Origin of the sequence: Streptomyces sp. NBC_01723 (assembly GCF_036246005.1) — a bacterium.
In the GTDB taxonomy this organism is placed as follows: Bacteria; Actinomycetota; Actinomycetes; order Streptomycetales; family Streptomycetaceae; genus Streptomyces.
Map to the genome: position 1 here is coordinate 4,204,106 of NZ_CP109171.1, position 18,723 is coordinate 4,222,828.

The 18,723-nt window shown below is 72.4% G+C and carries 21 protein-coding genes and 3 pseudogenes; 9 read left to right on the top strand and 15 right to left on the bottom strand.

Going from position 1 to position 18,723, the window contains the following annotated elements; all coding sequences use genetic code 11:
- Positions 1 to 4: 4 nt before the first annotated feature.
- Positions 5 to 208: a cold-shock protein gene (locus OIE75_RS19340; RefSeq protein ID WP_019324834.1), complete on the bottom strand. Its 204-nt coding sequence runs from the start codon at positions 206 to 208 to the stop codon at positions 5 to 7.
- Positions 209 to 405: 197 nt separating this feature from the next.
- Positions 406 to 624: pseudogene (locus tag OIE75_RS19345) on the bottom strand (aldo/keto reductase); the annotation flags it as partial.
- Between OIE75_RS19345 and OIE75_RS19350 the strand changes: the two are divergent.
- The 3 genes and pseudogenes from OIE75_RS19350 to OIE75_RS19360 form a co-directional block, all read left to right on the top strand.
- Positions 619 to 792 (top strand): annotated as a pseudogene (locus OIE75_RS19350) (DNA-binding response regulator); the annotation flags it as partial. The pseudogenes OIE75_RS19345 and OIE75_RS19350 overlap by 6 nt on opposite strands.
- A gap of 66 nt (positions 793 to 858) precedes the next feature.
- Entirely contained in the window at positions 859 to 1,473 is a 615-nt protein-coding gene (locus OIE75_RS19355) for a glyoxalase (RefSeq protein ID WP_307013843.1), read from the top strand.
- A gap of 106 nt (positions 1,474 to 1,579) precedes the next feature.
- Positions 1,580 to 2,932 carry a phosphatase PAP2 family protein gene (locus OIE75_RS19360; protein WP_329471590.1) on the top strand — a complete coding sequence of 451 codons (1,353 nt, stop codon included), beginning with the start codon at positions 1,580 to 1,582 and terminating at the stop codon, positions 2,930 to 2,932.
- Positions 2,933 to 2,943: 11 nt separating this feature from the next.
- On the opposite strand, the gene OIE75_RS19365 is transcribed toward OIE75_RS19360, so the two are convergent.
- From OIE75_RS19365 to OIE75_RS19385, 5 genes and pseudogenes are all read right to left on the bottom strand, one after another.
- Positions 2,944 to 4,017 carry an ABC transporter ATP-binding protein gene (locus tag OIE75_RS19365; RefSeq protein WP_329471591.1) on the bottom strand — a complete coding sequence of 358 codons (1,074 nt, stop codon included), beginning with the start codon at positions 4,015 to 4,017 and terminating at the stop codon, positions 2,944 to 2,946.
- Positions 4,014 to 4,823, bottom strand: coding sequence for a molybdate ABC transporter permease subunit (modB, locus tag OIE75_RS19370; protein ID WP_329471592.1), 810 nt, complete (start codon positions 4,821 to 4,823; stop codon positions 4,014 to 4,016). Before modB ends, OIE75_RS19365 begins: the two co-directional genes overlap by 4 nt.
- Positions 4,820 to 5,653: a molybdate ABC transporter substrate-binding protein gene (gene modA, locus OIE75_RS19375; RefSeq protein WP_329471593.1), complete on the bottom strand. Its 834-nt coding sequence runs from the start codon at positions 5,651 to 5,653 to the stop codon at positions 4,820 to 4,822. The genes modB and modA overlap by 4 nt, the downstream gene beginning before the upstream one ends.
- A 202-nt stretch (positions 5,654 to 5,855) precedes the next feature.
- Positions 5,856 to 6,248, bottom strand: a pseudogene (locus tag OIE75_RS19380) (TOBE domain-containing protein); the annotation flags it as partial.
- Positions 6,249 to 6,274: 26 nt separating this feature from the next.
- Complete coding sequence (locus OIE75_RS19385) at positions 6,275 to 6,670, bottom strand: TOBE domain-containing protein (protein WP_125493920.1); 396 nt, start codon at positions 6,668 to 6,670, stop codon at positions 6,275 to 6,277.
- Between the two features lie 110 nt (positions 6,671 to 6,780).
- Here OIE75_RS19385 and OIE75_RS19390 point away from each other — a divergent pair, with 110 nt between their 5' ends.
- The 3 genes from OIE75_RS19390 to OIE75_RS19400 all read left to right on the top strand — a co-directional run bounded on the left by OIE75_RS19390 (position 6,781) and on the right by OIE75_RS19400 (position 9,893).
- Entirely contained in the window at positions 6,781 to 7,560 is a 780-nt protein-coding gene (locus OIE75_RS19390; RefSeq protein WP_329471594.1) for an Fpg/Nei family DNA glycosylase, read from the top strand.
- 59 nt (positions 7,561 to 7,619) lie between these two features.
- Positions 7,620 to 8,564 (top strand): RNA polymerase sigma factor SigJ, encoded by a 945-nt coding sequence (gene sigJ, locus OIE75_RS19395; RefSeq protein ID WP_307013849.1) that lies wholly within the window; start codon positions 7,620 to 7,622, stop codon positions 8,562 to 8,564.
- 138 nt (positions 8,565 to 8,702) lie between these two features.
- Positions 8,703 to 9,893 carry an NAD(P)/FAD-dependent oxidoreductase gene (locus OIE75_RS19400; RefSeq protein WP_329471595.1) on the top strand — a complete coding sequence of 397 codons (1,191 nt, stop codon included), beginning with the start codon at positions 8,703 to 8,705 and terminating at the stop codon, positions 9,891 to 9,893.
- On the opposite strand, the gene OIE75_RS19405 is transcribed toward OIE75_RS19400, so the two are convergent.
- Positions 9,859 to 10,665 carry a TetR/AcrR family transcriptional regulator gene (locus tag OIE75_RS19405; protein ID WP_329471596.1) on the bottom strand — a complete coding sequence of 269 codons (807 nt, stop codon included), beginning with the start codon at positions 10,663 to 10,665 and terminating at the stop codon, positions 9,859 to 9,861. The genes OIE75_RS19400 and OIE75_RS19405 overlap by 35 nt on opposite strands.
- On the bottom strand, positions 10,662 to 11,435 hold the full coding sequence (locus tag OIE75_RS19410; protein WP_329471597.1) for a polysaccharide deacetylase family protein: 774 nt from the start codon (positions 11,433 to 11,435) through the stop codon (positions 10,662 to 10,664). The genes OIE75_RS19405 and OIE75_RS19410 overlap by 4 nt, the downstream gene beginning before the upstream one ends.
- 251 nt (positions 11,436 to 11,686) lie before the next feature.
- On the opposite strand from OIE75_RS19410, the gene OIE75_RS19415 reads away from it, so the two are divergent.
- Together OIE75_RS19415 and OIE75_RS19420 are read left to right on the top strand one after the other, a co-directional pair.
- Positions 11,687 to 12,256 carry a DM13 domain-containing protein gene (locus tag OIE75_RS19415; RefSeq protein WP_307013853.1) on the top strand — a complete coding sequence of 190 codons (570 nt, stop codon included), beginning with the start codon at positions 11,687 to 11,689 and terminating at the stop codon, positions 12,254 to 12,256.
- Positions 12,257 to 12,493: 237 nt separating this feature from the next.
- On the top strand, positions 12,494 to 13,783 hold the full coding sequence (locus OIE75_RS19420) for an LPXTG cell wall anchor domain-containing protein (RefSeq protein ID WP_329471598.1): 1,290 nt from the start codon (positions 12,494 to 12,496) through the stop codon (positions 13,781 to 13,783).
- A 13-nt stretch (positions 13,784 to 13,796) separates the two neighbouring features.
- On the opposite strand, the gene OIE75_RS19425 is transcribed toward OIE75_RS19420, so the two are convergent.
- From OIE75_RS19425 to OIE75_RS19450, 6 genes are all read right to left on the bottom strand, one after another.
- The gene (locus OIE75_RS19425) at positions 13,797 to 14,156 is read right to left on the bottom strand and encodes an STAS domain-containing protein (RefSeq protein WP_307013855.1); all 360 of its coding nucleotides are present in this window, start codon (positions 14,154 to 14,156) and stop codon (positions 13,797 to 13,799) included.
- The gene (locus OIE75_RS19430; RefSeq protein WP_329474018.1) at positions 14,153 to 15,421 is read right to left on the bottom strand and encodes a PP2C family protein-serine/threonine phosphatase; all 1,269 of its coding nucleotides are present in this window, start codon (positions 15,419 to 15,421) and stop codon (positions 14,153 to 14,155) included. The genes OIE75_RS19425 and OIE75_RS19430 overlap by 4 nt, the downstream gene beginning before the upstream one ends.
- Positions 15,421 to 16,230 carry an alpha/beta fold hydrolase gene (locus OIE75_RS19435; RefSeq protein ID WP_329474019.1) on the bottom strand — a complete coding sequence of 270 codons (810 nt, stop codon included), beginning with the start codon at positions 16,228 to 16,230 and terminating at the stop codon, positions 15,421 to 15,423. Before OIE75_RS19435 ends, OIE75_RS19430 begins: the two co-directional genes overlap by 1 nt.
- A gap of 134 nt (positions 16,231 to 16,364) precedes the next feature.
- Positions 16,365 to 16,775 carry a hypothetical protein gene (locus OIE75_RS19440; protein ID WP_329471599.1) on the bottom strand — a complete coding sequence of 137 codons (411 nt, stop codon included), beginning with the start codon at positions 16,773 to 16,775 and terminating at the stop codon, positions 16,365 to 16,367.
- Positions 16,772 to 17,437 (bottom strand): hypothetical protein, encoded by a 666-nt coding sequence (locus OIE75_RS19445; protein ID WP_307013858.1) that lies wholly within the window; start codon positions 17,435 to 17,437, stop codon positions 16,772 to 16,774. The genes OIE75_RS19440 and OIE75_RS19445 overlap by 4 nt, the downstream gene beginning before the upstream one ends.
- Positions 17,428 to 17,985, bottom strand: coding sequence for an RNA polymerase sigma factor (locus OIE75_RS19450; RefSeq protein WP_307013860.1), 558 nt, complete (start codon positions 17,983 to 17,985; stop codon positions 17,428 to 17,430). Before OIE75_RS19450 ends, OIE75_RS19445 begins: the two co-directional genes overlap by 10 nt.
- Positions 17,986 to 18,211: 226 nt before the next feature.
- On the opposite strand from OIE75_RS19450, the gene OIE75_RS19455 reads away from it, so the two are divergent.
- Positions 18,212 to 18,685 (top strand): Asp23/Gls24 family envelope stress response protein, encoded by a 474-nt coding sequence (locus tag OIE75_RS19455; protein ID WP_373463080.1) that lies wholly within the window; start codon positions 18,212 to 18,214, stop codon positions 18,683 to 18,685.
- Positions 18,686 to 18,723 lie beyond the last annotated feature (38 nt).

Consider the following 18,723-nt stretch of genomic DNA (forward strand, 5'->3'; position numbering starts at 1 on the left):
GAGGTCAGGCGACCACGATGTTCTCGGCGGTCGGGCCCTTCTGGCCCTGCGCGATGTCGAAGGTCACCTTCTGGCCCTCGAGCAGCTCACGGAAGCCCTGGGCGGCGATGTTCGAGTAGTGGGCGAAGACGTCGGGGCCGCCGCCGTCCTGCTCGATGAAGCCGAAGCCCTTTTCCGAGTTGAACCACTTCACGGTGCCGGATGCCATTTTTTTCTCCTTCGGTACGGTGCTCGGCGTTCACCCTGTGTGAGCGCCGGTCGCCGTGATGATCACCCCGTCGGAAAAACCTTCAGGCAACCACAACTGCAACTTCCATCGACAGTAGCACGCCGTGACCGTGTGGACGCTCGTGATAATCCCGTCGCACCTGTGATCCCGGGCCGGCGTCCGGGCGTGGCCCGGGGTCAGCCGAGGTCGGCCAGATCCCGCGGGGTGAGGACGACCGACCCGGCGGCGGTGTTCTCCTCCAGATGGGACAGGGAGCCCGTGCCGGGGATGGCGAGGGTGACGGGGGAGGACGCGAGCAGCCAGGCCGGGGCGATCTGCGGGACGGTGGCGCCGTGCCGGGCCGCGACCTCGGCGATCCGGGCCCCGCCGAGGTCGCTGAGGCCGCCGCCCAGCGGGTCCTGCGCGCCCTCGGCTCGGGCGCCACCGACGCGGCCGCCGCCCGCGAACTGGGCATGTCGCTGCGCACCTACCGGCGCCGGGTCGCCGAACTGCTCGACGCCCTCGACGCCGGCTCCCGCCTCCAGGCGGGGGTGCGGGCGGGTGAACTCGGCCTGAGCGGCTGAGACACGCGGCAGCATGGTCAGTTTTCGAGAAGCATCGCCGACCCCGCCGCCCATACCTTCGTGGACATGAACTCCATCGACGCCATCACCCTGGAAGTGGCCGACACCGAGGCCGCCACCCGCTTCTACTCCGACGCCTTCGGACTGGACCCGAAGCAGGTCCGCGTCGGCGCCTCCGACTCCCCGACGACCGGCTTCCGCGGCTTCACCCTGTCCCTCGTGGTGTCCCAGCCGGGCAACGTCGACGCGCTGCTCGCCGCCGCCGTGGACGCCGGCGCCACCGTCGTCAAGCCCGCGGCGAAGTCCCTGTGGGGCTACGGCGGCGTCGTCCAGGCACCGGACGGCACGATCTGGCAGCTCGCCACCTCGAAGAAGAAGGACACCGGCCCGGTCACGCGCGAGTTCGACGAGATCGTGCTCCTGCTCGGAGTCGAGGACGTGAAGGCCAGCAAGCAGTTCTACGTCGAGCGCGGGCTCGCCGTCGGCAAGAGCTTCGGGAGCAAGTACGTCGAGTTCGCCACCGAACCGGGCACGGTCAAGCTCTCCCTCTACAAGCGGCGCGGCCTCGCCAAGGTCGCGGGCGTCGACGCCGACGGCAGCGGCTCGCACCGCCTCGTCATCGCCGCGGAGACCGCGCCGTTCGAGGACCCCGACGGCTTCGCCTGGCAACCCGCGCAGTAATACATTCGTCTTCTTGGGCTGACGGGTTGGTAACCCTCCCGTCGCCGAAAGGTCGTTATTTGCGCAAATCAGTAAAAAGACGCAAACAGAATAAAGATTGAGATACATGCCATCACGGATACCCTCGCGAATACGTTGGCGTCAGCCGCGCGCAAGACTCTGGGCCGTGGCGGGTGTGGCGGCTCTCGCGTTCCTCGTCGCGCTGGAGATCGCCGCGCGCCGCTACGGCCTCCCGGGGCCGATCACCAACCAGGCGAAAGAGGTGGTGTTCGCCCCCGTCTCGGGACCGCTGCTCTACGCCGGCCTGGCGCTGACGATGGTGGTCCTGACCCGGCGTCAGCGTTTCGTGGCGGCCGCCTGCGCGGTCGGTGTCGACCTCGTCTTCGCGCTGGTGCGCTGGGCGGCGGGCGCCACGGTGTCCGGCAGCCACTCCTTCGGCAACGGCGCGCTGTGGGTGGTCCTCGGCTGCGGCGTCCTCGCGGTCACGCGCCGCACCGGCCGGGAGAGGGTCCTGCTGCTGAAGGGGGTCGGGCTCGGTCTGCTGCTGGTGGCCGGCCGCAAGACCGGCGACACCTGGCTGCTGATCACCGCGAAGACCCACCCGAAGGTGCTGGACCCGTACGTCGCGGTCGCCGATCACGCGCTGGGCAGCCCCTCCTGGCTGGTGGGCCGGGCGGTCAGGGCCGCGGGCCCGGTCGGCGAGCACGTCCTCGACTGGGTCTACGTCCAACTCGCGGTGGCCGCGGTGGTCGTGGCGCTCTACCAACTGCGCCATGTCGCCGCCGAGCGCCGCTTCCCGCGCCATCACCTGGTGCGCACCTTCCTGGTGATCGGCCTGCTCGGGCCGGGTATCTACATGATCTTCCCCGTGGTCGGACCGATCTTCACCTACGGCACCGGGGCCTTCGGCACCGGCGGTGAGCAGTGGGCCGTCGCCACCCTGTGGCCGGACACGCCGCCGCCGATCAGCGCGCCCGCCGCGGTGACGTACGACGGGATCACCCCGCGCAACTGCATGCCCAGCCTGCACACGGCGTGGGCCACCGTGATCTTCCTGCATTCCCGGAAGGGGCCGAGGGTTCTGCGCTTCGCAGGAACGTTCTGGCTCGTCGCCACGCTCAGCGCGACGCTGGGGTTCGGCTATCACTACGGCATCGACCTCGTCGCCGGTGTGGTCTTCGCCGTCACGGTCGAGGCGGCCCTGCGCGCATTCGACCGCGGCTGGGACCGGGCGGGAGTCCGACTGGTCGCCCACGGCGCGCTCGTCTTCGCCGCGATCCTCGCGTCGACCCGATATCTGTCCCTGGACATGGCCCGCCACCCGCTGGTCTTCGGCCCCCTCCTCCTGCTCGCGATGGCCTCGGTGATCCACGGCTACGTACGGACCACGAGGGGATGGCAGCCGACGGGCGCGACAGCGCCGGCACAGCAGCCGGAGCCCCAACTGGAGGCGGCCTGACGGCCCGTCGGTCAAGCGCGGTAGGCGTGGGTCTGGGTGGCCTTGACCGTGGCCCAGACGGTGGCGCCGGGGTGCAGGTCGAGTTCGGCCGCGGCGACCGTGGTCAGGTCGGCGGCGAGGGGGAGTTCGCCGGTGAGGTCGGCGCGGATCTGGTCGCCGTGGGTCTCCAGTCCGGCGACCTCGCAGCGCCACAGGTTGCGGGCGCTGGAGCCGGTGGGGCGGTCCCGGTGCAGGGTGACCGCGCTGGGCGGGAACGCCACGAACACCGGCCCGGTCAGCTCCTCGGTGGTCGTGATCGCCGTCCCGTCGTCCAGACGTACGGCGTGCCCCTCGGCGCGCCCCCGGTAGAGGTTGAGGCCGACCAGGTGGGCGATGTAGTCGGTGCGCGGGTGGCGGGCGATGTGCGACGGGGTGCCCTCCTGGACGACCCGGCCGTCCTCCACGACGACGAGGTGGTCGGCGAGGACCATGGCGTCCAGCGGGTCGTGCGTGACGAGCACGGCCACCGCCTCGAAGTCGGCGAGGTGACGCCGTAGTTGGGCGCGGACGTCGAGGCGCGTGCGGGCGTCGAGGGCGGCGAGCGGCTCGTCCAGGAGCAGCAGCCGGGGACTGGTGGCCAGGGCGCGGGCGAGCGCGACCCGCTGGGCCTGGCCGCCGGAGAGCCGGCGAGGCTTTGCGCCCTTGTGCTCGGCCAGGCCCATGCGGTCGAGCCAGACCGCCGCCCGGGCCCGTGCCTCGGCCTTGCCGGCGCCGTGGCAGCGCGGCCCGAAGGCCACGTTGTCCAGCGCGGTGAGGTGGGGAAAGAGCAGGTAGTCCTGGAAGACGACGCCGACGGGCCGGGACTCCGGCGGCGTACGGTCCAGCTCGTCCCCGTCGAGGCGGAGGTGGCCGTCGGACAGCGGGACGAGGCCGGCCAGCGCGCGCAGGGCGGTGGTCTTGCCCGCGCCGTTGGGCCCGAGCAGGGCGACCACGTCGCCGGGCGCGGCCGTCAGCGTCACGTCGAGACGGAAGTCCCCGCGGTCGACGACGAGCCGCGCGTCCAGCCCGTCCGCGCGGGGCGCGGTCCGCTTCTCACTCCCGGTCATGAGGCGGTCATCCAGCGGTCGCGCAGTCCGGCGAGTACGGCGATGGACACGGCCAGCAGCACCAGGCTGAGGGCGATGGCCGCCTCCGGATCGCTCTGCAGGGCGAGGTAGACGGCCAGCGGCATGGTCTGGGTGCGGCCGGGGAAGTTCCCGGCGAAGGTGATCGTCGCCCCGAACTCGCCGAGTGCCCGGGCCCAGGCCAGCACCGCGCCCGCGGCGATGCCGGGCGCGATCAGCGGCAGGGTGACCCGGCGGAAGGCGGTGAAGCGGGAGGCGCCCAGGGTGGTGGCCGCCTCCTCGTAGCGCGGGTCGGCGGCGCGCAGGGTGCCCTCGACGCTGATGACGAGGAACGGCATCGCCACGAACGCCTCGGCGATGACGACGCCGGTGGTGGTGAACGGCAGGGTGATCCCGAACCAGGAGTCCAGCCACTGCCCCACGACCCCGTTGCGGCCCAGCGCCATCAGCAGCGCCACGCCGCCCACCACCGGCGGCAGCACCAGCGGCAGCGTCACCAGGGCCCGTACGAGACCGCGCCCGGGGAACTCGACCCGCGCCAGCAGCCAGGCCAGCGGCACGCCGATCACCATGCTCACCACGGTCGCCGCCGTGGCGCAGATCAGCGACAGCCGCAGCGCCTGCCACACCTCGGCACTGGTCAGCAGCTCCGGCATGCTCGCCCAGGGGGCCCGGATCAGCAGGGCGGTCAGCGGCAGCACCAGGAAGGCGAGGCCGATCAGCGCGGGCACGAGCAGAGGCAGGGGAGCCCCGCCCTTCACCCGCGCTCTCCCGGGCGGTGCGGTCACGGTGCGGTGAACCCGGCCTCGGTCAGCACCTTCTGACCCTCGGCGGACCGCACCAGCTCGATGAACGCCTGGCCCACCCCGGCGTTGGGTGCGTCCTCGAGCAGGGTGATCGGATAGTCGTTGACGGCGTCGGCGGCTTCGGGGAACTCCACGCCCTCCACCTTGTCACCGGCGGCCTTCACGTCGGTCTTGTAGACCAGGGCGGCGTCGGCCTCCTTGAGCACGACCTTGTTCAGCGCCGACTTCACGTCCTCCTCGTAGGAGACGGGCGTCAGCTTCAGCTTGCTCGCGTCCAGCGCCTTCTCGGCGGCGGCCCCGCACGGCACCGACTTGTCGCACAGGACGACCTTCAGGCCGGACCCGGTCAGGTCCTTCAGGGAGGCGATCCCGTCGGGGTTGCCCGGCAGGGTGGCGATCTCCAGCCGGTTGCGGACGAAGGTGGCCGGCGTCCCGGAGGCGGCGTCGGCGTCCGTGACGACCTTCATGGTCTTGGGGCTGGCGGAGGCGAACACGTCGGCGGGGGCGCCGCTGGTGATGCCCGCGGCGAGCGAGTCGCTGCCGCCGAAGTTGAAGACGACCTTGGTGCCGGGGTGCTGCTTCTCGAACTCCTTGCCCAGCTCGGTGAAGCTCTCGGTGAGCGAGGCCGCGGCGAAGACGTTGACCGTCCCGGAGGGCTTCTCCGCACCGCCGGACTTCTCACCGGAGCCCGAGCCGGGGCTCGCGTCGGAGTCGGAATCGGAGGAGCAGGCACTCAGCGCCAGCAGCGCGGCGGCGGTCGCCCCCACCACCTGCACGGGGCGACGGGTCCGGCGCGCGGAACGGGTCGTCACGGGTCCACTCCCTCTGATGCTGATAGTGCTGGGCCGACTGCGCTTACGCCGATGATAATGCCGCAGATGCCAGCCGGAAGTCTCCTGTCTCTTCGCATGAGCAGGAACAAACCATCTCTGGCATGGCATGTGCGTTTGTACGGGACGCCCGGCCGGGCGGCCCTGCTGTGCCGCATGGAGCCGGGCGGCGGGCCGTCCGCCACGGCAGTTCGACGTGCACGTCCGTCGACGTCACCCGCGCGGTGACGGTGCCCCCACCACCGCGAGACCGGGGTCTACGACCGCCTCCCGGGTCACCCGGGACACGATCCGGTGCGGGCCGGCCTGGATCTCGACCTGTGCCGCCACGTCGTCGGGCCGTAAAGCGGTGACGGTCCCGGTGAACGCGTTGCGCGCCGACGCCGGGACCCCGGGGGTGTCGCCCGCCCGCTCCCAGCCGCTCCCGCACGAACCGCGCCAGTCCCACGCCGTCGATCACCCGGTTCCCGGAGCCGTCCCGCCCCATCGGCAGCCGCCCCGCGTCGGCCCACCGGCGCACGGTCTCCGGACTCACCCTCAACGGGCGCGCGGCCTGGCCAGTGCTGTACGTCGGCACGCGAGAACCCCCGGGGCCCGTCCCGCTCAACCCCGGTCGATGTGCACGTTCGTCGACTTCACCCGGGCGGTGGCCTCCATCCCGACCTCCAGGCCCAGTTCCTCCACGGCCTCCCGGGTCAGCAGCGACACCAGCCGGTGCGGGCCGGCCTGGATCTCGACCTGTGCCGCCACGTCACCGAGTTTGATCGCGGTGACGATGCCGGGGAAGGCGTTGCGGACCGAGGTGCAGGACGCGTCCTCCTCGCCGCTGCCGCTCTGGGCCAGCTCCACGGAGAAGGCGGCCAGGTCCTTGCCGTCGATGAGCCGCTTGCCGCCCTCGTCGCGGTGGGTCGTCACCCGCCCCGCGTCCGCCCACCGCCGCGCGGTGTCCGGACTGACGCCGAGCAGCCGGGCCGCCTGGCCGATCGTGTATGCCTGCATGGGCGCCAAGATAGGCGACCCGCGGCGGCGTGCTGCACGGAGCCCGCGGCGCGCGCACCATGGGAGAGCGGGGCCGTTCGAGGCGGCCCGTGTTCCGGGAGGAGGCCCGCGTGCCGGAGCTGCCCGATGTCGAGGGGTTCCGCGAGGTCCTCGCGTCCTGCGCGACGGGCCGGACCGTCCAGCGTGTCGAGGTGCGCGACACCGGGGTCCTGCACGGAGTGAGCGCCCGGGGGCTGCGCGAGGCGCTGGAGGGCCGGCGCTTCACACGGGCGGAACGGCACGGCAAGTGGCTGCTCGCCCGCACCGGCGGCCCCACCGTGCTGCTGCACTTCGGCATGACGGGCCTGCTGCTCTGCGGCCGCCCCGACGACCCCGCCCACCCGCACGACCGGGTCCTGTTCACGGTCTCCCGAGACCGCCGGCTCCGCTACCGCGACCAGCGCAAACTCCGGGGCCTGTGGCTGGCCCACGACGAGTCCGACGTCGCCCGCCTCCTGGACCACCAGGGCCCGGACGCGCTGACGGTCGACCGGGAGCACTTCGAGGCCGCGCTCGGCGCACGGCGCGGCAGCGTCAAGACGGCGCTGACCGACCAGTCCGTCGTCGCCGGCCTCGGCAACCTGCTCGCCGACGAGATCCTGTGGCGCGCCCACCTGCACCCCACCCGCTCGGCGAACAGCCTCACCGAGTCCGACCGCCGCCGCCTCCACACGCACATGCGGCGCACCCTGCGCTCGGCCGTCCCCGCGGGCCGCGTCCCACCACGCGCCTCCTGGCTCACCGGCCACCGCGACACCCCGGACCCCACCTGCCCCCGCTGCGGCACCCACCTGCGCCACTCCCGCGTGGGCGGCCGCGGCACGGTGTGGTGCCCGCGCTGCCAGGGGTGACGGGGCGCCGACCGTCCGCACGCCCTGGCGGGTGGGCCCTGTCGCCTAAGATCCGGCCCATGGCCCTGACCATGAAAGACGTGGAACGGTTCGAGGCGTCCAGGCCCCGTCTGGAAGCCATCGCCTACCGCCTCCTCGGCTCCGCGAGCGAGGCCGAGGACGCCGTGCAGGAGACGTATCTGCGCTGGCAGGCCACCGACGTCGGCCGTGTCGAGGTCCCGGAGGCCTGGCTGACGAAGGTGCTCACCAACCTCTGCCTCAACCAGCTCACCTCGGCCCGCGCCCGGCGGGAGACCTACGTCGGTCAGTGGCTGCCCGAGCCGCTGCTCGCCGGGGACCCGATGCTCGGCCCGGCCGACACGGCCGAACAGCGCGAGTCGGTCTCCTTCGCCGTGCTCGCCCTGCTGGAGCGGCTGTCGCCGGGCGAGCGCGCGGTGTACGTCCTGCGCGAGGCGTTCGGCTACACGCACCGGGAGATCGCCGGGATCCTCGACCTCACCGAGGCCGCCAGCCAGCAGATCCTCCACCGCGCCAAGAAGCACGTCGCCGAGGGCAAGGCCCGTACCGAGATCGACGAGGCCGCCGCCCGGCGGGTCGTCGAGGAGTTCCTCGCGGCGGCCACCAGCGGCCGTACCGAACCGCTCGTCCGCCTGCTCACCCAGGACGCCGTGTCGATCGGCGACGGCGGCGGGAAGGTCCCGGCCCGGGCCAAGGCGTTCGAGGGCGCCCGTGCGGTGGCGACGTTCATGCGGGGCCTGTTCAAGCCCGGCAAGGCCAAGCGGGCCCTGGCCGGCGGCACCGTCGGGGTCTACGCCGACACCGCGAACGGCGACCCCGCCGTGGTGGCGGTCGTGGACGGCCGGGTCATCGGCGTCATGTGCCTGGAGATCACCCCCGAGGGCATCGCCGGGTTCCGCAACCAGGTCAACCCCGACAAGCTCGAACGCGCCACGCGGCGCTGGGCCTCCACCGACCACGGAGAACCCCTGTTCAACGCCTTCTGACCACCGCCCGTGCGCATGTGACGCGCATCACACCCTGCTCCTGTCAGGAAACGGCGGGCCGCCCGGTTCAAGGGGCGAACCCGCCGAAGGGCTCCGGAACCCGGAGACCGTCGGACACCGGAGACAAGGAGCAGGGAAATGCAGCACCGCATCGTCGTCCTGGGCGCCGGATACACCGGTGCCATCGCCGCCGGGCGCCTCGCGAAGCGACTGCGCCGCGAGGATGTCGCCATCACCCTCGTCAACGCCGAGCCCGACTTCGTCGAACGGGTCCGGATGCACCAGCTCGCCGTCGGCCAGGAGCTCAGGCCCCGCTCGCTCCGCGAGATGTTCGCGGACACCGGTGTCGAAGTGCGGCTCGCCAAGGTCACCGGCGTGGACGTGGACCGCAGGACGGTCGCCGTCACCGACCCGGACCACCCGGGCGAGGACCGGGAGTTGGAATACGACACCCTCGTCTACGCCCTCGGCAGCGCCTGGAACCACCAGGGCGTGCCCGGCACCGCCGAGTACGCCCACGAGATCGCCGGCCGCCCGGGAGCGCTCCGGCTGCGCGAGCGGCTGGCCGGGCTGGACGCCGGAGAGAGCGTGGTCGTCGTCGGCGGCGGCCTGACCGGCCTGGAGGCCGCCACCGAGATCGCCGAGGCCCGCCCGGACCTCGACGTGTCCCTCGCGGCGCGCGGCGGTCTGGGCGACTGGCTCTCGCCCAAGGGCCGCCGCCACCTGCGCAAGGTCTTCGGCACCCTCGGCATCACGGCGTACGAGAACGCCGCGGTCACCGAAGTCGCGGCGGACCACGTCGCCACCGCCGACGGCGCCACCATCCCGGCCGCGGTCACCCTGTGGACCGCGGGCTTCGCCGTCCACCCCATCGCGCGGGCCACCACCCTGAACGTGACCGACACGGGCCGGATCGTGGTCGACGGGACCATGCGCTCGGTCTCCCACCCGGACGTGTACGCCATCGGCGACGCGGCCATGGCGGCGGGCCCCGGCGACAAGCCGCTGCGGATGTCGTGCGCCTCGGGCACCCCCACCGCCTGGCAGGCCGCCGACTCCATCGCGGCCCGCCTGACCGGCGGCAAGCTCCCGAACGCGCCGCTGCGCTACTTCAACCAGTGCATCTCGCTGGGCCGCCGGGAGGGCCTGATCCAGTACGTCACCGCCGACGACCGCGCCGTACGGGCTGCCCTGACCGGACGCTTCGCCGCCGTCTACAAGGAGCTGGTCTGCAAGGCCGCCGCCTGGGGCGTCGCCAACCCGACCCTCGGCGTACCGGCCCGGCGCCGTGCCGTCACGCGCGCGGAGGTCCGTCCCGCGGCGGTGTGACGGCGCGCAGGAACGCGTCGGCGAACGTGTCGCAGACGTCCTCGACGGGCGGGACGGAGTAGTGGGGCATCCGGTCCGTGGTCGGCCGCATCAGGAAGTGGATCATGAGCGGGCTGGTCATCTGCTGCATGAGCAGCAGCAGCGGCAGGTCACGGATGCGCCCCGCCGCGATCTCGACGGTGAGCCACCGGCCGACGCCGGCGAACATCCGCGGGAGGAACTGCTCGGTGATCGGCCGTACGGAGTCGTCGTGCGGCCGGGCCAGCACTTCGGCGTAGACGGCGGGCAGGAGCCGTGGCTCACGGCTCAGCGCGGCGGCCATGAGGGAGTACACGGTCCGCACGGTGCTGCGCAGATCCGCGGACGGGGCCGCCAGCACGGCCTCGACGTCGAGGATCGGGCTGTAGCGCTCGAAGACGGCCAGCAGCAACTCGTCCCGGCCGCCGAACGCGGCGTACAGGCTGTGCACCGAGCACTGGGCCTGCGCGGCGACGCGTTCGAGGGAGAGCGCGGACAGCCCCCGCTCGCCGATGAGGGCGGCGCCGGCCTCCAGGGCCCGTTCCCGCACCGGCCGCTGCCCGCCGGGATCGACACCGGCGGCGCGGACCGCCTCGTCCAGGGCGTGCCGGTTGCCGCCCAGCCGGCGCAGCAGGGTGCTGCGCGAGATGCCCGCCTCGGCCTGGCCCTCCTCTTCGCGGGCGGCCTGCGGGGGCGCCGGGCCGCACCGGCCGCGGCCCTCTGAGGTCCGCTCGCGCGGACCGGCCGGGATCAACGCACGGGGAACCCGAACGCGTACCCCTGCTCCGCCAGCCACGGAAGCACGCGACGCAGGGCCTCGACGGTCTGCGAACGGTCGCCGCCCGCGTCGTGGAAGAGGAGCGTCGGTCCGTTGGCCAGCTCCCGCTGGACGGTCTCGACGATGGCGTCCGTGCCCGGCCGCTCGAAGTCCTTGGTGTCCACGTTCCAGCCCAGCGGGCGCATCCCGTGGGAGGCGGCGAGCTTGCGGCTGTAGGGGGTGAAGGCGCCGCCGGGAGCGCGGTAGTACATCGGCCGCACGCCGCCCGACGCCTTGATGATCATCCGCTCGGCGTCGAGGATCTCCTTCGACTGGTACGCCTCGGACTTCCGGTCCATGGAGGTGTCGTGCGACACCGAGTGGTCGCAGAGCCGGTGCCCGGCCGCGACGACCTTCTTCACGAGGTCGGGGTGGGCCTGCGCCTGCGTCCCCGTCACGCAGAACGTGGCCTTCACCCCGTACTCCTCCAGCAGGTCGAGCACTTGAGGCGTCCACGCGGGGTCGGGCCCGTCGTCGATGGTGATGTTCACGCCGCGCGCCCCCGCGTCCGAGGCGTGCGCGATGGTCACGTCGACCGGCTTCACCGCACCGCCCGCCGCGGGCGACGCGGACGCCTTCGGTGCCGAACCGCCCACGGCATCGGCCTGCGCGGTCCACACCGAGGCACCGACGGCGAGCATCGTCACCCCGAGGGCGGCCCCGACCACCTTGCCGTACCAGCCCCGCCCACCACTGTGCCGCGCCATGCCCGCCCCGCCTTCCCGCAGTTCCCCGGCGAACCTCGGTGACCCGGGTCCACCTGGCATGACGACGAAAGGCGGGCACGGGATCCGTCCGTTACGGATCACGGACAATCCCGGAGAAGTTCTCGGACAACTCGACGGGCCGGCGGACGTAAGGGTTTCGTCATCCGCCGAACGGCGCGGCCCGGCCGTTCCGTCCGTTGAATGGAGGCGATACGGAAACGACGCGGCATTCTCTCCGGAAGGCGGACGGCATGGGACGTGGACGAAGCGCGAGGGTCAGACCGTGGGTTGGCGGCGTGCTGCTGGTGGCGGTCGCCGCGGCCGGCCTCGGGCTGTACTGGTTCCAGCCGTGGAAGCTGTGGCAGGACGAGACGGTCAACGAGGCGCTGCCCGTGACCGCTGACGCCTCCCGCGCCCCTGCCCGGGGGCCGTCGTCCGACAAGCCGGCCGCACCCTCCGCTTCCGGGCCGGTCACCCTGGCGAGCGGCGACCTGATCAGCCACGAGCACGCGACCTCCGGCACCGTGGAACTCGTGCGGCTGGCCGACGGCTCGCACGTGGTGCGCCTGGAGGACCTCGACACCAGCAACGGCCCCGACCTGCGCGTCCTGTTGACCGACGCACCGGTCGAGGAGGGCCGGGCCGGCTGGCACGTCTTCGACGACGGGAAGCACATCGGCCTGGGCAAGCTCAAGGGCAACAAGGGCAGCCAGAACTACACCGTGCCCACCCACATCGACCCGGCCGGCTACAGCAGCGTCAGCATCTGGTGCGACCGCTTCGACGTCTCCTTCGGCGCGGCGGAACTCGCCCGCGCCTGAAGCGGCGTGGCGGCCACCGACGATGACATGGCTCACACAGAAAGTGCGGCCTACGAAGGCAACTGTGCCGTAAGTGCCGTTTGTTCATACGTCGTGGAGGCTTTTCCGGCATGGGCGCGGGAAACCCCCTGTGACCTCGATCAAGCAGGCCATACCATCGCCGGAGCGTCGCGTCGCGTGAAGATTCCGTGAGCGCGGCGCCCCTCGCTTCCTTTCGCCACCCGACCAGGGGTCCATGTGAAGATTCGCCGTGTTCTCGCGACCGCCGTCGCCGCCGCCGTGACCGCCCCGGTCGTCCTCCTGTCGTCGGCGCCCGCCTTCGCCGACGAGAAGCCCGCCGCGCAGACGCAGAAGGCGAAGCCGACGATCGAAGAGCTGAAGCAGGCCGTCGAACGCGCGCAGAAGGAGTACGACGCCGCCGTCATCGCGGTGAACGACGCCGTCAAGTTCCTCGAGGAGGGCTTGGAGGAGGAGACCTACCCGACCAAGGCCGCGCTCATCGAGGCCGAGAAGGCCGCCGAGGACGCCGCCAAGGTCAAGGACGAGGCCGACCAGGCCGTCGTGGACGCCCAGGCCGAGCTGGACGCCGCCACCACCGACGAGGACAAGGCGGCGGCGCAGACGGCGCTGGACGAGGCCGAGACCGCCGCCACGGAGGCCGCCGAGGCCAAGACCGCCGCCGACACCGCGCACACCGAGGCGCGGACCGCCCACGACGACGAACGTGTCGCCCAGGTCCGCAAGATCGACCTCCTCCAGAAGGCGCGGGACGAGGCCAAGACGAAGCTGGACGACGCGGAGAAGGCGCTCTCCGACGCCGAGGGCGAGGAGGGCGAGGAGCCGGCCGGCGAGTGCGTCCCCGCGCCCGAGCTCACCGCAGTCGTCAGCGGACTGCCGGACAAGGTCGTCGGCGGCACCACGGAGACCTTCACCCTCCGCGTCACCAACGGCACCGGCAGCACGATGGACGAGGTGTACCCCTTCGCGTCCGCCCACGGCTTCGACACCAAGGGCTACAAGGAGCTGGACTCCTACCTCGACCTGGAGTGGTCCACCGCCGCCAACCCGAAGTGGCGCGACGCCGACCTGCTGGGCGGCGCCTCCATCGGCTCCCTCAAGGCGAACGCCTCGGTCGACGTCAAGCTGCGGCTGAAGGTCGACGCGGACGTCCTCGCCGGGCAGGGCTCGGTCTACGTCACCGCCGACTACCTCAACGACGACGGCACCTGCGGCGGTTACCCCGACCTGGACGACTACGGCTTCCAGATCCTGCCCAAGGGCGACGACGCCGGCGGCCCGGGCAAGCCCGAGGACCCGAAGGACAAGCCGGCCCCCAACAGCCCCACCGGTCAGGGCGGCACCTCCACCACCCCGGTGAACACGTCCAGCACCACCACCGGCTCCCTCGCCCAGACCGGTTCGAACGACGCCCTGCCGAAGATCGCCCTGGCGGGCGGCGCGGCACTCGTCCTCGGCGCCGGCGCGGTGATCATCACCCGCCGCCGCAACAAGAGCACCGGCGCCTGACAGCGGCCGACGGTCAGCCTGGCGGGGTCCGCCAGGCGGCCTCGGCCTCCCGCGCGGTGGGGTGGGTCGGGAAGACCTGGTCCAGGCCCACGACGCGGAAGACGCGGCTGACGCGTTCGGGGACGGCGGCCAGCGCGATGGACGCCTCGGCGGCGAGCGCGTGGTTGCGGGCGGCGATCAGGACGGTGAGGCCGCTGGAGTCGCAGAACGTGAGGCCCGCGAGGTCCAGGACGAGCTGCTGGCCCGGACGCAGTCCGAGTCCCGGCAGCGCGGCGCGGACCTCGTGCGCGGTGTGATGGTCCAGTTCTCCTGCCAGTTCGATGACCGCTCCGGTGGTGCCGGTGCGGACGTCGACGGTCAGATTCTCGGTCACTGCTGCTCTTCACTGGGAGGCCGGGGCACGTGGATGGCCAGGACGGCGGTGTCGTCGTCCACGCCGGTGCCGAAGGTGTCGAGCAGGTCGCGGATCGCGTCGACGGTCTCGGACGCGGTGGTCGGAGCCAGGTCGCGGCCGAAGTCGAGGAGGGCGTCGTCACCGTAGCGTTCCTCGCGGCTGGCGGCGGTGTGGGCTTCGGTGAGGCCGTCGGTGTGCAGGAGCAGGGTGTCGCCGGGGGCCAGGTGGACGGTGGTGTCGACGATGTGGGCGTCGGGCAGGATGCCGATGAGCTGGCCGCCCGGAGTGTGCAGGTAGTCGGCAGTGCCGTCGGAGCGCATCAGCAGGGCCGGTGGGTGCCCGCCGCTGGCCAGGGTGACGTGAAACCCGCCCCGCTCCTCGTCCGGGGTGAGCAGACCGAAGACGACGGTGCAGAAGCGGGGGTCGGTGCCGTTGTACTCGTGGTTGAGGACGGTGTTGAGGTTGGCGAGGACGGTGGTCGGCGCCGGGTCGTAGACGGCGGCGGCGCGCAGGGTGTAGCGGGCCAGGGAAGTGATGGCCGCCGCGGCGGCGCCCTTGCCGCACACGTCCCCCAGGAAGAGCCCCCAGGTGCCGGCCGCCAGGGGGAAGAGGTCGTAGAAGTCGCCGCCGACCTCGTCGACGGAGGCGATGTGGTAGTGCGCGGAGACGTCCAGGCCCGGGATGTTCACCAGCGTCGGGGGCAGCAGGGTCTGCTGCAGCGTGGCGTTCAGGCTCTTGAGGCGGTCGCGTTCGAGGTCGGCCTCCTTGCGGGCGCGCAGCAGCTCGGTCTCGTACGCGCGTCGGTCGCGGGCGTCGAAGACGGTGGTGCGGATCAGCAGGGGCTGCCCGTCGTCGCCGGTCTTCACGGTCGAGGTGACCATCACGGGCAGCCGGGAGCCGTCGGCGGCCTTCAGCTCCAGGGCGATGCCCTTGATCTCGCCCTGCATGCGCAGGAGCGGGGCGAAGTGCGTTTCGTGGTAGAGCCGGCCGCCGACGGTCAGCAGGTCGGCGAAGTGCTTGCGACCGACCAGATCCTGGCGCTCGTAGCCCAGCCAGTCCAGCAGGGTGGTGTTGACCTTCGCGATCTGTCCGTCCAGCAGCGTGGACAGGTAGCCGCAGGGCGCATGCTCGTACAGGTCCTCGGCGCTGTCCTCCAGCAGGGCGGAGAACCGCGCCCGTTCGTCGGCCGGATTCCGTTCCTCCTCGGGGTCCCTGCTCTCGTCCTGGTCCCCCGTGCTGCACATCATCCGGCGCCCTCCGCGAACGCGGCGATGGCCGCGGCGGTCTCCTGCGGGGCGGCGAGCTGGGGGCAGTGCCCGGTCGCGTTCAGCGTCACCAGCCGGCTCTCCGGGATCTGCGCGTGGACGAACGCGCCCACCTCCGGCGGGGCGATCGCGTCGTTGGAGCTCTGGGCGACCAGCGTGGGAACACCCACCCGGGCCAGGTCCCGCCGGTTGTCGGACAGGAACGTCACCCGGGCGAAGACCCGAGCGATGTCCGGGTCGGTGCGGCAGAAGCTGTTGGTCAGCTCCTCACCCAGCTCCGGCCGCTCGGGATTCCCCATGATCACCGGTGCCATGGCGCCCGACCAGCCCAGATAGTTCGCGTCCAGGGAGTCCAGCAGCTCATCGATGTCCTGGGCACTGAAGCCGCCCCCGTACCCGGTGTCCGGGTCGTCCACGAAACAGGGCGAGGGCGCGAGCAGTACGAGCCCGGTGAACGCCTCGGGCTCCCGCGCGGCGGCCAGCACGCCCATCATCGCGCTCACCGAATGTCCCACGAACGTGACGGGACCCAGGGCCAGCTCCCGGCACAGCTCCAGGATGTCGTCGACGTACCCGTCCAGAGAGCCGTAGCGCTCCGGGCTCCACGCGGACACCTGCGAGTTCCCGGAGCCCACGTGGTCGAAGAGGACGACGGTGAAATGAGGTTCGAGCATCGGCAGCACCAGACGCCACATGTTCTGGTCGCACCCGAACCCGTGCGCCAGCATGACCACCGGTGCGCCGGACCGCCCGGTCACCGTCACGTGGTTCCTGCTCCGCACGTCCATGTCTTCCATCCTCGCAGACCTTCCGCCGGCCATCCCGACGGAACGGCACGGGGCCCGGATACGGGGGAGTCATCGGTGCCGACGCCCAGTGCCCTCAGCGGTGGGCGGGCCGGTCCGATCCGTGCCGGTGCCGATCAGGTGTCCCGCACGATGCGCGTGATCGTGACGGCGACGACGCAGTCTCCCGTGGCGGCATGCGCACCGCCGTCCGTGCCGTACCGGGATGTGTCCGCGTGTACGGCTTGCTCGTGTAAGGCCGCCCGTGCGCGGGCGCGGACCGCGCGGGCCGTCTCGAGGGCGCGGCGGCCCTCGGTGAGGACGCAGCGGACCTCGACGTGCCAGACGCCGCTGTCGCGCGCGTACCGGGCGCGGACGCCGGCGCCCGGAGCCGGAGCGACGGTGCCGGGAGCATGCTGCCCCTGGGCCGCGTGGGCCGCGTCGGCCAGTGAGCGGCCGAGGCCCGGCTGGAGTCCGGCCACTCCGGGGACCGACAACGCGGCGTGGGCGACCGCCCGTTCCACGCTCCTCGGGTCGACGGCCGTCATGGTGTCACCCCTGGCCCCGAGGCGGGGCTTTCCGTCGGGTGCGGACGCTCCCACTCGGCCGAGACCCGCAGGTCGATCGCGTCGACGGCGAGGCCCAGCTCGTGGGCCGCCGCGTCGGCCACGGCCCGTCGCACCTGTTCCGTCCTGCCGGGCAGGGGCTGGTCGAGCGTGACGGACAGGGTCATGGCGACGGTCACCCGGTTCTCCGTCCCCGCGGCGCCAGGGACCAGCCGGCAGCTGGCGGCCAGCACGCCCGGAACCCGTCCGGCGGCGCGGCGGAGGACGCCGGCCGCGGTGGTCTCCGCGATGCGCAGTTCTCCGGTCGGATCGTCCAGGGGCAGCAGCCGCCCGAGTCGTACCTCCGCGCGTACGGCGGCGACGATTCTCTCCACGAGGGCGCGGGCGCTCGGCCCTCGCGTGCGCAGCGCGTCGGTGGCGCGGTCCAGCGCCGTCAGCCCTTCGACGGCGTCCCGGCAGTACACGCACCCGTCCGTGTGGGCGTCGCCCCGATCGCGACCGGTGCGCGCCCGCTCCCATACGTCGCTCAGCAGGCGGGCGCACGGCAGTCGCTCGTCGGCCGGGAACCGAACCTCGCCGGTGTTCCCGTGACCCGGGCCGGGCCGGCCGGACGCGGAGGTGGCGGTGGGGTGGTCTAGCGCCATGGGGCCATCTCCTTCGTGAGCGTGCGCCGAGCCCGGAAGAGCCTGCCGCGTACGGTCTGTTCACTCACCCCCAGCACCTGCGCGATCTCCTCGTAGTGGAGTTCGTGCAGCTCCCTGAGGATCCAGCAGGCGCGTTGGCCGGCGGGCAGGTCCCCGAGGGCGCGGGACAGTGCGGCAGCCGCCGCGGCGTTCTCGGCACTGCGTTCCGGTTCGCCGGTCGCGTCGTGGGCCGAGGGCTCGGCGACGGAGTCCAGGGGAAGGGAGGGCGTGCGCCCGCGGAGGAGGTTGAGGCAGCGGTTGGTGACGATGCGGTACATCCACGTGTGGAAGGCGGCGTCCCCCCGGAACTCGGGAAGGCGCCTCCAGGCGCTGGCGAAGGCGTCCTGCACGACCTCCTCGGCGTCCGGGAGGCTGCCCAGCATGTGGCAGGCCAGCGCGAGCAACCGGGCGGTGTGCCGGTGCACGAGCACCGCGAAGGCGTCCTCGTCGGCTTCGGAGGCGCGGACCGCGAGAACCCGGTCGTCCGCTTCGTCGAGATCGCTCCCCACATCCACTGTCCGCTTCCCACGTGACGCGCTCGCGCGCGTCCTGCCACAAGCCCAGGATACGTGAGCCAGATCACAGATAAGTGTGACGATTTCGCCCCATTCGTGTCGAACTCTATGAAGGGTGCCGACCAGGTGTCCCCGAACCGTCGCTCTCGCTCAGGAGGACGTCATGACGCATACGACGTACAGCCCGGCCTCGGACCGCGCCAGGCCGACCCCGGGAACCATGCCGCAGCACGACCCCAAGCAGGACGTCCGTGCGCCGGAGGGCGAGAAGCGGACCGGCGCCGCCGGCTCGGAGCCCGGGGGACGGACCACGATCGCGGACGTCGTGGCGGCGAAGATCGCCGGAATGGCGGCTCGTGAGGTCCCCGGCATCCACCACCTCGGCTCCGGCATGACGCGTGCCATCGGGGGTGTCCGCGACCGTATGCCCGGCGGCCGGACGAGCGTCACCCGAGGCGTGAGCGTCGAGGTCGGGGAACGCCAGGTGGCGGTGGACCTGGACGTGGTCACCGACTACGGCTACCCGATCGCCGAGGTCGCGGCGGAGACGCGCGCCGAAGTGATCGCGACGCTGGAGCGCATGACCGGCCTGGAGGTGGTGGAGGTGAACATCGACGTCAACGACGTCGCCCTGCCGGGGGCGGATGAAGAGGACGAGGACGGGGGCGACCGCAACCGGCAGCGGGTCGACTGACTCGCCCCGCCCCTCCCGACGGGGAGCCGCACACGAAA